9 protein-coding genes and 1 pseudogene are annotated in these 10,397 nt (G+C 57.9%); 5 read left to right on the forward strand and 5 right to left on the reverse strand.

The window, feature by feature from the left end; all coding sequences use genetic code 11:
- Positions 1–291 precede the first annotated feature (291 nt).
- The 5 genes and pseudogenes from AO064_RS13425 to AO064_RS13445 all read right to left on the reverse strand — a co-directional run bounded on the left by AO064_RS13425 (position 292) and on the right by AO064_RS13445 (position 5,306).
- Positions 292–1,155: a LysR family transcriptional regulator gene (locus AO064_RS13425; protein ID WP_064053652.1), complete on the reverse strand. Its 864-nt coding sequence runs from the start codon at positions 1,153–1,155 to the stop codon at positions 292–294.
- A 188-nt stretch (positions 1,156–1,343) separates the two neighbouring features.
- Positions 1,344–1,832 (reverse strand): annotated as a pseudogene (locus AO064_RS13430) (methyl-accepting chemotaxis protein); the annotation flags it as partial.
- A gap of 112 nt (positions 1,833–1,944) precedes the next feature.
- Positions 1,945–3,051 carry an NAD(P)/FAD-dependent oxidoreductase gene (locus AO064_RS13435; RefSeq protein ID WP_064053654.1) on the reverse strand — a complete coding sequence of 369 codons (1,107 nt, stop codon included), beginning with the start codon at positions 3,049–3,051 and terminating at the stop codon, positions 1,945–1,947.
- Positions 3,052–3,071: 20 nt separating this feature from the next.
- Positions 3,072–4,523 (reverse strand): NADP-dependent succinate-semialdehyde dehydrogenase, encoded by a 1,452-nt coding sequence (gabD, locus tag AO064_RS13440; protein ID WP_064053655.1) that lies wholly within the window; start codon positions 4,521–4,523, stop codon positions 3,072–3,074.
- Between the two features lie 45 nt (positions 4,524–4,568).
- Positions 4,569–5,306: an SDR family NAD(P)-dependent oxidoreductase gene (locus AO064_RS13445; protein WP_034103269.1), complete on the reverse strand. Its 738-nt coding sequence runs from the start codon at positions 5,304–5,306 to the stop codon at positions 4,569–4,571.
- Between the two features lie 326 nt (positions 5,307–5,632).
- Here AO064_RS13445 and AO064_RS13450 point away from each other — a divergent pair, with 326 nt between their 5' ends.
- The 5 genes from AO064_RS13450 to AO064_RS13470 form a co-directional block, all read left to right on the forward strand.
- Positions 5,633–6,724: an ABC transporter ATP-binding protein gene (locus tag AO064_RS13450; protein WP_064053656.1), complete on the forward strand. Its 1,092-nt coding sequence runs from the start codon at positions 5,633–5,635 to the stop codon at positions 6,722–6,724.
- Positions 6,725–6,762: 38 nt separating this feature from the next.
- Positions 6,763–7,791, forward strand: coding sequence for an ABC transporter substrate-binding protein (locus AO064_RS13455; RefSeq protein WP_064053657.1), 1,029 nt, complete (start codon positions 6,763–6,765; stop codon positions 7,789–7,791).
- Positions 7,792–7,850: 59 nt separating this feature from the next.
- Positions 7,851–9,113, forward strand: a complete 1,263-nt coding sequence (locus tag AO064_RS13460) for an ABC transporter permease (protein ID WP_064053658.1) — start codon at positions 7,851–7,853, stop codon at positions 9,111–9,113.
- Positions 9,110–9,946 carry an ABC transporter permease gene (locus AO064_RS13465; RefSeq protein ID WP_375232513.1) on the forward strand — a complete coding sequence of 279 codons (837 nt, stop codon included), beginning with the start codon at positions 9,110–9,112 and terminating at the stop codon, positions 9,944–9,946. Before AO064_RS13460 ends, AO064_RS13465 begins: the two co-directional genes overlap by 4 nt.
- Positions 9,947–9,990: 44 nt before the next feature.
- Positions 9,991–10,397, forward strand: a 407-nt coding sequence (locus tag AO064_RS13470; RefSeq protein ID WP_167355325.1) for an electron transfer flavoprotein subunit beta/FixA family protein, incomplete at its 3' end; no start/stop codon positions are given.

Here is a 10,397-nt window from a genome sequence, read left to right on the forward strand (position 1 = left end):
GAAGTGACGTGTGGCGGCCAGATCGTAGACGGGAATTGCCAGATGGAAAGGGGAGAGGCTCACGGTGGTTTCCTATTGATTTGTTTTGATCTGAATCAATTCTTATCCGGAAACACGGTGGGGAAAAGCGCAAATTCTGTGTCCTGAGCACGAATAATTTCGATGAGTAAATCGGTAACACAGGCTTTTGCACCATTGTTGTTCGTGCTGCACCACGATGGTTCGTACAAAAGCTGAAAAGCTTGCGGTGCGGCGGTTGATTTTCTATTGCCCCTATGCATTCGGGAGGCATCACACCGCATCAAGAACGCAGGCCCGGAAAATGTTGAACAGGGGCGAATGTTTTTGCCGGTATTTCGAGACCAGTACGATCTCCCTGAAAAACGTGAGCTTGCGCAACTCCAGGACCCTGACGTCATCCGCATGTTCGAGCCATAGACCCGCCTTGGGTACCAGTGAAACGCCGAGCCCACTGCGTACCATTTTGACAATGGCATCCAGTTCATCCAGCTCCAGTGCCTGATGCACATGAATTTTTTGCTGCTTGAGAAACTGGGTGACCAGCCGCCCGCCAAACGAGCCTCGGTCATACCGCACGAAGGGTTGTTCCGCCAGAATCGCCAGCGGGTCGTCGCCCACCACCTCTTTGGACGTGATCAATACGAAAGCCTCGCGTGCGATGACTTCGGCATGCAGGTCCTTGGGTAGAGAAAACGGCGGTCTGATCATGATGGCCAGGTCCAACTCGCCGGCGTCCACTTGGCTGAGCAGGTTCAACGACACACCCGGTACAAGGTTTGTTTCGATAAAAGGCGCTTGTGATTTCAAGGCCACCAGCGCCTGCGGCAGGATCCCGGTCTGAACCGTGCCGATCGCGCCGATTCGCAGTGCTCCGTGGAAGTCATTACCGCTGTCTGCGGCACCCATCCGACCGAAAAGCCGCAGGATTTCCTCGGCCAGGGGAATGGCACGTTGGCCTGCTGAATTAAGTGTGGCTGAGCGTCCGGTACGATCAAACAGTTTGACGCCCAATGTGTCCTCGAGACTTTTGATCTGGGCGCTGACCGCAGACTGAGTCAAACCCACCTGTTGTCCCGCCGCCGCGAAAGTCCCTCTTTGCGTAACGCAGATGAACGTCTTTAACTCTCTGATCATGCCGAGCCTTGATCAATGATGGGGGGTGGTGCGAAGAGTAGTCATTTTCAATTTATTTACCAACTGCCATCCAACGACCTGCGCTTTTCCCATGTTGATCTATTCCCGTTAGTCAGTCGTGAATCAAGGGCGAGTCATCGGTCTTATTAAGTGGACGCCGCTCGGCAAGCGCGAACGGTCTTTACACCTCACTTAGACGCGAAACGCCCCCCGAGCTGCGACAACCCGGAAAACTGCTGTTGTAACTGTTTGCAGGCCTCCAGCGTGGTATTCAGGCAGTTCACGGATTGTTCGTTAAGCGCGTTGATTTCAACGATATCGACGTTGAGCAACTCGATCACCGAGGTCTGCTCCTCTGTCGCTGCGGCCACCGACTGGTTGACCCCGTCGATAGGGGTAATCCCGTGGGTGACGGCATCAAAACGTTCCCCCGCTTGCGTTGCAATCACGATACTTCGCGCACTGAATTGTTGACTTTCATCCATGGTGGTCACGGATGTCCGGGAGTCCGACTGAAGTTCTTCGATCATTTGTTGAATTTCCTCGGCGGACGATTGGGGCCTGTGGGCCAGGCTCTTGACCTCGTTGGCGACCACCGTAAAACCGCGACCGGCTTCTCCCGCACGTGCCGCCTTGATGGCCGCATTCAACGCCAGCAGGTTGGTCTGCTGGAAAATGTGAATTTCATCGACAATGCTCATCTGCAGATAGACGTCGCCCGCCGCTTCGCCGGCATCACCTTGTCGGTGTTGCCGTGCTGGATACGACGAGTAGAAGTGGGGGCGTCAGCTAGTGTTCAATCATCTCGCGTACGTGCCGGGCGATGGCCAGGCAGGACGTCAGCCCAGGTGATTCGATGCCGAACAAGTTGATCAGGCCTGGGACGTCATGCTCCCGTCGGCTGCTGATGAGGAAATCGCTGGCGGGCTCGCCGGGGGCCGATATTTTGGGGCGGATGCCGCTGTATCCGGGTTGCAGGCTGCCCTCCGGCAACTCTGGCCAATAGTTGCGAATAGCCGCATAGAACCCGCGCGCGCGATCCGGGTCGACCTGGTAGTCCTCGGCGTCGACCCATTGCGTGTCCGGGCCAAAGCGGGCCTGTCCGCCCAGGTCTACGGTCATGTGTACGCCAAGACCATCGGTGTCCGGTGCGGGGTAGATGAGGTGCGAGAACGGGACTCTTTTTGCCAGGCTGAAGTAACTGCCTTTGCACAGATAGTCCTGCGGCACGGTGTGGGGCGACAGTCCTTCTATTCGCCGGGCCAACGCCGGGGCGTGGAGGCCTGCCGCGTTGATGAGCCGTCGGCACGACAGCGCCGTGGGCGTCTCTCCGCCAACACTCAGCAGAAAGCCGTCGGCTGTCACGCAGGCGCTGAGCAACGGTGCGTGGAAGGCGATGCTGGTGCCGGCCGCTTCGGCATCACCCTGCAGTGCCAGCATCAACGCGTGTGAGTCGACGATGCCGGTGGAGGGTGAATACAAAGCCGCGATGCACTGCAGCGCGGGTTCCAGCGCGAGCGCCTGAGCGCGATCCAGCAGACGCAGATCGTCTACGCCGTTCTCAAGCCCTCGCTGCAACAACAATTGCAACTGGTTCACTTGCGCGTCGGTGGCGGCGACGATCAACTTTCCGGTTCGGCGCGTAATGACGCCGTGGGACGCACAATACGCATATAGTGCGTGTCGCCCTTCGACGCACATACGGGCCTTGAGGCTTCCTGGGGGGTAGTAAATACCCGCATGGATAACTTCTGAGTTACGCGAGCTCGTGCCGATACCGATTGCTTCTCCCGCTTCGATCACCAGCACTTCGTTACCTGCCTGGGCCATCTCGCGGGCTATCGCCAGCCCTATCACGCCCGCACCCACTACCACGCAATCGATATCGACACTCACGTCACGACTCCTTTGGTTGCTTAGATGCCGCCCAGGCACATGTATTTGATTTCCAGGTAATCATCGATGCCGTATTTGGAGCCTTCACGGCCTAACCCGGATGCCTTCATGCCGCCAAAAGGCGCCGTTTCGGTGGAGATAATCCCGGTGTTGATCCCGATGATGCCGTACTCGAGGGCTTCGGCTACGCGGAAAACGCGAGACAGGTCGCGCGCGAAGAAGTACGCCGCCAAGCCGAACTCGGTGTCATTCGCTTGGGCAATGACGTCGGCTTCGCTGGAGAAGCGAAACAACGGCGCCAAGGGACCGAAGGTTTCTTCGCGGGCCACCAGGGCGGTCTTGGGCACGTCGACCAAAATGGTCGGTTCGAAGAAGTTGCCACCCTGCGCGTGGGGATTGCCGCCCTGAATGACGCGCGCGCCCTGGCTCACGGCGTCGGCAATGTGCTCCTGCACCTTCAGCACCGCTTTTTTATCGATCAGCGGACCGGTGGTGATGCCGTCGTCCAGCCCATTGCCCAAGCGCAGCTTCGACACCGCGTTCTGCAATTTATCGGCGAACGCATCGTAGACGCTGTCGTGGATGTACAGGCGGTTGGCGCAGACGCAGGTTTGGCCGGCATTGCGATACTTAGACAGCAGCGCACCCTCGACAGCGGCGTCCAGGTCCGCATCCTCAAACACAATGAACGGCGAGTTGCCGCCCAGTTCAAGCGAGACTTTCTTGATGTCTTGAGCGCATTCGGCCATCAGTTGACGACCAATTTCCGTTGAGCCGGTGAACGATAATTTGCGAATGATTGGGTTGCTGGTCAATTCAGCGCCAATCTGCACGGCTGACCCGGTCACGACACTGAGCACGCCTTCGGGTATTCCAGCGCGGGTGGCCAACTCGGCCAACGCCAAGGCAGAAAACGGTGTCTGGCTGGCAGGCTTGATCACCATGGTGCAGCCGGCAGCCAGTGCCGGGCCGACCTTGCGTGTGATCATGGCGCAAGGGAAGTTCCACGGGGTGATGGCGGCAGTCACGCCAATCGGTTGTTTGATGACCAGCAGGCGCTTGTCGGGTTGGTGGCCCGGAATAATGTCGCCGTACACGCGCTTGCCTTCCTCGGCAAACCATTCGATGAACGACGCGGCGTAGGCGATTTCACCTTTGGCTTCTGCCAGGGGTTTGCCCTGTTCGAGTGTCATCAGGCGGGCCAGATCGTCTTGGTTGGCCATGATCAGATCGAACCAGCGGCGCAGGACAGTGGCCCGGTCCTTGGCGGTGCGGGCGCGCCAGGCAGGCAGCGCTTGTTCCGCCGCTTCAATGGCGCGACGGGTCTCGGCGGCGCCCATTTTGGGTACCTGGCCGAGTATTTCGCCTGTCGCCGGATTGTTCACGTCCATGTGCTGTTCATTGTCTGCGTCGGTCCAGACGCCGGCTATATAGGCTTGTTGGCGGAACAGGCTGCTATCACGCAATTTCATAAAAACTCCGGTTGGACGTTTCGCAAAAGGGAAGGAATGACCCGCTCAAACGTGCTGGCCACCGTTGACCTGGATCTCTGCGCCATTGATGTAGGAGGCACCTGAGGTACACAGGAAATGAATGAGGGACGCCACTTCTTCCGGCTTGCCAAGCCGATGCATTGGAATGTTGCGTTCAACAATGTCCTGGGTGCCGGGGGAGAGGATCGACGTATCGATTTCCCCAGGGGCGATAGCATTCACCCGAATGCCGTGCTGCCCATAGTCGTAAGCCATTTCTCGGGTCAATGCGGACAAGGCTGCTTTCGACGTCGCGTAAGCGACCCCGGCGAACGGGTGGACTCTTGAGCCTGCAATCGAGGTGACGTTGATGATGGTGCCTTGCGCCGCTTTCAGCTCGGCGAACAAACCCCGGGCGAGCAGGGCGGTGGAAAACAGGTTGACGTTGAAGACCTGCAGCCAGGTGGCATAGTCGGTTTCCAACACACCGAGTCGGCCGCCTTGCGGTCCTTTAGGGCTCATGCCGGCGTTATCGACCAGTGCATGCAGCTTGCCATCACCGAGTTTCTCTTTGATCAGGTCGATGCTGGCTTCAATGCTGCCAATGTCCTCGAGATCCAGATGGATGTGGTTCTCCTGACCGTCCGCCCAGGGACATTCGGTCGCCCAGCTCTGTCGGGAAGCGGTGAAAACGCGCCAGCCCGCGGCATTGAAGTGTTTGACCGTTGCATGCCCGATGCCTCTGCTGGCACCTGTCAGCAGCAGGGTTTTTTTCTCACTCATGGGACGTCCTCAATTGGTAGGGTTTTTGATGTTTGATGCATCATGTTTAAAAGAATATGTACTGTCAACTGGTTCTTCTTACCTTTGCACGGCGCGCTTAAGCGGTGCGTGCGCACCTTTCTTTGCACTGCGCGAGTGCCAAGTCCCCTTGGATATTACGGCAGCGTTGAGGTGCTTTTCGCACCCATCACCTGTGGTCAAGCTGGCACACTTTATGCTGCGAACATGAAATATAAAACATGATGCATCAAAAATAAAGGTGTGCCTAAAATGAAACCGTGTAACCCAGAACGACATTTTCAAAACAATAATAAGCAGGTGCAGCCATGAGCATTGCCCCCCCTTATGTACGCTTTAGAGGCGTGCAGAAGAGCTATGACGGCGAACAGTTGGTGGTCAAAAAGCTTGACCTAGACATCCAGCGTGGTGAGTTCCTTACCTTGCTCGGGCCTTCGGGCTCTGGAAAAACCACCAGCCTGATGATGCTGGCAGGCTTCGAAACGCCCACCGAGGGCGAAATCCTGCTCGACGGCGAGCCGTTACATACGGTGGCGCCGCATCAGCGTGGGATAGGCATGGTGTTTCAAAACTACGCACTGTTTCCCCACATGACGGTGGCGGGCAACCTCGCATTCCCTCTTAAAGTCAGGCGAATGAGTGCCGGCGATATCGACGTGAAGGTCAAGCGTGCATTGGACATGGTCCAGCTCGGTCACCTCGCGCAACGCTACCCGGCGCAGTTATCCGGTGGGCAACAGCAACGTATCGCACTGGCGCGTGCGCTGGTGTTCGAGCCCAGCCTGGTGCTGATGGATGAGCCCTTGGGGGCGCTTGATAAACAGCTGCGTGAACAGATGCAGTTGGAAATCCGACGCTTGCATCGCCAATTAGGCTTGACCGTGGTGTTCGTCACCCATGATCAGGCGGAAGCCTTGACACTCTCTGACCGTGTCGCGGTTTTCAATGATGGTGTGATTCAGCAAATCGACACGCCCAAAGCGCTCTATGAGCACCCCAACAATTCTTTCGTGGCCCACTTCATCGGTGAAAACAACGCGCTGCCGGGAACGGTTGTTTCGGTTTCCGGGGCGGAATGTCGCGTGCGTCTGGCGAATGGTTCCGAGGTCGGCGCCCGCGCCACGACGGTTCTGTCTGCCGGTGATTCCACATCGTTGTCGATCCGTCCGGAACGGGTCGGGCTGAACAAACCGTCCGCCAATAGCCTGCCGGGACGTATTGAGGAGCTGATTTATCTGGGCGATCACGTTCGGGTGCGGCTCAACGTTGTCGGGCATCGGGCGTTTACCGCAAAAGTCCCGATCGCTGAAATGCACGATGACTGGCTGACCGGTCATACGGTGCCTGTCGGCTGGTGCAGTCACGACGCCAGCGCGCTCGATCCATTGGTCCATCACTAAAAAAAGCGTTGCCCAAAACACTGCTGAGGAGCGTTCCCATGTTCAAGAAAATCGCGGTATTGGCGTTGATGGCTGGCGTAGCAAGCCAGGTGCAGGCTCAACAGCTCACGGTTGTGTCGTTCGGAGGGCTGAATAAGCAAGCCCAAGAGAAGGCGTTTTACCAACCGTTTTCCAAGGTGAACAACGTCAACATTGAGGCCGGTGAGTTTAACGGCGAGATGGCCAAGATCAAAGCCATGGTGGAGACCGGTCAGGTCGGCTGGGATGTGGTCGAGGTTGAAAGTCCAGAGTTGGTGCGCGGGTGCAGCGAGGGGCTGTTCGAACCCTTGGACTGGGCAAAGCTGGGCGACCATAAACAGCTGGTCGACTCGGCAGTGAGTGAGTGCGGGGCGGGTATTTTCATCTGGTCCACGGTGTTGGCCTACGATTCCAAAAAACTCGCCAAAGCCCCCACCGGGTGGGCGGATTTTTGGGATGTGAAGACCTATCCAGGCAAACGGGCGCTGCGCAAAAGCGCGAAGTTCACCCTTGAAATTGCGTTGTTGGCCGATGGCGTTTCCCAGGGCCAGCTCTACACCGTGCTGGCCACGCCCGAGGGCGTCGACCGGGCCTTTAAAAAGCTCGATGAAATCAAGTCGAGTATCCAGTGGTGGGAAGCCGGCGCTCAACCGATGCAGTGGCTGGTTTCCGGCGACGTTGTCATGACCTCCGCCTATAACGGGCGCGTCACCGCAGCGCAGAAAGAAGGACACCCGTTCTCGATTGTCTGGAATGGCAGTCTTTACGATCTGGATAGCTGGGCGATCGTCAAGGGTTCGAAGAACAAGGCATTGGCCGAGCAGTTCATCGCATTCGCCAACCGTCCCGAGAATCAGAAAGTCTTCGCCGAAACCATTCCCTACGGGCCGACCAACACGTTGGCCATTGCGCAGATCGACGCCAAGGTACGCCCCGATTTGCCGACCGCTCCCGCTAACCTCAAAGGCGCACGCGGGGTGGATACCGATTTCTGGATCGAACACGGTGAAGAGCTGGAGCAACGCTTCAACGCCTGGGCGGCGAACTAATCAGCCACCACCGGCTTCATCTGTTTGAAGCCGGTTCAGCCTTATACTTGGAGACCAGCATGTCAGAAGTCAGCCTGACGGCTATCGATCATTCAGCCGATAAGGGCGCCTCTCTCAAGCAGCGATTGCTGCATGCCGAGCGTGCCTATCGCAAGCGATCCGTTCTGCTGATCGCGCCGCTGTTGATATTTCTACTGATCAGCTTCGTGTTCCCGATCGGCAACATACTTTGGAAGAGCCTCGACAACCCGGAAGTCAAACGGGCATTACCCACGACGCTGCAGGCGCTGCAGGACTGGGACGGCGAAGGCCGGCCGGATGAGAAAGTCTTTTCGTCGTTGGTGATGGACCTGAAAACCGCCAAGGCCGAGGGGCAGACCCCAGGCTTGATCAAGCGACTGGGTTATGAAGACGGTCGTTATCGCACGCTCCTCAACATGGCCTTGCGCAAGTTGCCGGATAACGACGCCGAATCGATCAGTCGGGCGCTGATCGCTCAATCGACGCTTTGGGCGGAGCCGAGTACTTGGCGCAGTATCCAGCGCGCAGGGCGCCCGCTCACGGCGTATTACGTGCTGGCTGCGTTCGATCACCAGGTGGATGCCCAGAGCGGCGATATTGTCGAGCTGCCCAAGGGACAGGCGCTGTATCTCTCCGTTCTGATGCGCACACTGTGGATGGCCAGTGTGGTCACGCTGCTGTGCGTACTGTTCGGCTACCCGGTGGCCTACTGGCTGGCCAAGCAACCGAGCAGTCGCGCCAACCTTTTGCTGATCATGGTGTTGTTGCCGTTCTGGACGTCTTTGCTGGTGCGTACGGCGGGCTGGATCGTACTGCTGCAGAACGGTGGGTTGATCAACAGTTCACTGATCGGCCTCGGACTGATCGAGCAACCCCTACAGCTGGTGTTCAACCGGGTGGGGGTCTACATCTCCATGACCCACATACTGCTGCCCTTCGTCATCCTGCCGCTCTATGCGGTCATGAAAGGCATCTCCCCCAACTACGTCCGCGCAGCCGTTTCACTCGGTGCGCATCCCTTCCGCGCGTTCTGGTCGGTCTACGTGCCGCAGACCTTCGCGGGGGTAACGGCAGGAGCGCTGCTGGTCTTCATCATGGCTATTGGGTACTACATCACCCCCGCGCTGCTGGGCGGGCCGGGTGATCAGATGCTGAGTTACTTCGTCGCGTTCTACACCAACACCACCATCAATTGGGGGATGGCTGCGGCACTGGGCAGCCAACTGCTGATCATCGTCCTGCTGCTGTATTGGGTGTATTCGCGCATTACCCGTCCAGCCAACCCCGCCCAGCGTGCATGAGGTGTTCGATGAATCATCATTCCACAATGATTGAGCGCCTCTGGTCGCCGATCTTCAGTGTGTTCAGCTTCAGTCTGTTGGTCTTTCTGGTGGTGCCGATCCTGGTGATCGTGCCGCTGTCTTTCAACGAAGGGTCGTTTCTCAGTTACCCGCTGAGCGGTTTCTCATGGCGCTGGTATCAAGAGTTTCTCGGTTCCCAGGAGTGGATGCGGGCGCTGCGCAACAGCTTGATCATCGCACCGGCTGCCACGTTGCTGGCCACCGCGCTCGGCACCCTGGCCGCCGTGGGGCTCGCCCGCGGAGAGTTTCGTGGCAAGGGGCTGGTGATGGCCGTATTGATTTCGCCGATGATCGCGCCCGTGGTGATTATTGCGGTGGCGCTCTACTTTTTTTTCGCCCAATTGAATCTGCTCAACAGCTACCTTGGCCTGGTGCTGGCTCACGCTGCGCTGGGAGTGCCCTTCGTAGTGATCACCGTGGCGGCGACGTTACAGGGCTATGATCGGAATTTTTCCCGTGCAGCCGCCAGTTTGGGGGCGCCGCCGTTGTTGGCGTTTCGCAAGGTCATGCTGCCGCTGATTGCGCCCGGCGTGATCAGTGGGGCCTTGTTTGCGTTTGCCACCTCCTTCGATGAGGTGGTGGTGACGCTGTTTTTGGCCAGCCCCGCACAACGCACGTTGCCGATGCAAATGTTTGGAGGCATTCGCGAGAACCTCAATCCCACCATCGCTGCGGCGGCGACCTTGATGGTAGGCGCGTCTGCCGTGCTGTTACTGCTGATGGAGTGGTTGCGTCGGCGCAACGAAAAACTTCGCGGCAGCAGTACCGTTTGACACGTTATTCCGACCCACCCTGGCTGTGCTTACTGAGGTAATTGATGAAGGTCCTAGTCTCTGTAAAGCGAGTGATCGACTATAACGTCAAGGTTCGCGCCAAAGCGGACAACTCTGGCGTCGACCTCGCAAACGTAAAAATGTCGATGAACCCTTTCTGCGAAATTGCCGTGGAAGAGGCTGTTCGTTTGAAAGAGCGCTCTATAAAAGAAGGGCGCGTGGCGACTGAAATCGTCGTGGTTTCAATCGGCCCGACCACTGCTCAAGAGCAGCTGCGTACCGCCCTGGCGCTGGGCGCCGACCGCGCTATCCTGGTCGAGTCCGCTGAAGAGCTGACCTCCCTGGCCGTGGCCAAGCTGCTCAAAGCGGTTGTCGACAAGGAACAGCCTCAACTGGTGATCCTCGGCAAACAAGCCATCGACAGCGACAACAACCAGACGGGCCAGATGCT

Source organism: Pseudomonas marginalis (assembly GCF_001645105.1).
Taxonomy (GTDB): Bacteria; Pseudomonadota; Gammaproteobacteria; order Pseudomonadales; family Pseudomonadaceae; genus Aquipseudomonas; species Aquipseudomonas petroselini.

Excerpts from the sequence above, each read along its gene's own strand:
- AO064_RS13445 (WP_034103269.1), bottom strand. The coding sequence starts at position 5,306 with ATGAGTGAGAAAAAAACCCTGCTGCTGACAGGTGCCAGCAGAGGCATC.
- gabD (WP_064053655.1), bottom strand. The coding sequence starts at position 4,523 with ATGAAATTGCGTGATAGCAGCCTGTTCCGCCAACAAGCCTATATAGCC.
- AO064_RS13455 (WP_064053657.1), top strand. The coding sequence starts at position 6,763 with ATGTTCAAGAAAATCGCGGTATTGGCGTTGATGGCTGGCGTAGCAAGC.
- AO064_RS13465 (WP_375232513.1), top strand. The coding sequence starts at position 9,110 with ATGAGGTGTTCGATGAATCATCATTCCACAATGATTGAGCGCCTCTGG.
- AO064_RS13460 (WP_064053658.1), top strand. The coding sequence starts at position 7,851 with ATGTCAGAAGTCAGCCTGACGGCTATCGATCATTCAGCCGATAAGGGC.
- AO064_RS13450 (WP_064053656.1), top strand. The coding sequence starts at position 5,633 with ATGAGCATTGCCCCCCCTTATGTACGCTTTAGAGGCGTGCAGAAGAGC.
- AO064_RS13425 (WP_064053652.1), bottom strand. The coding sequence starts at position 1,155 with ATGATCAGAGAGTTAAAGACGTTCATCTGCGTTACGCAAAGAGGGACT.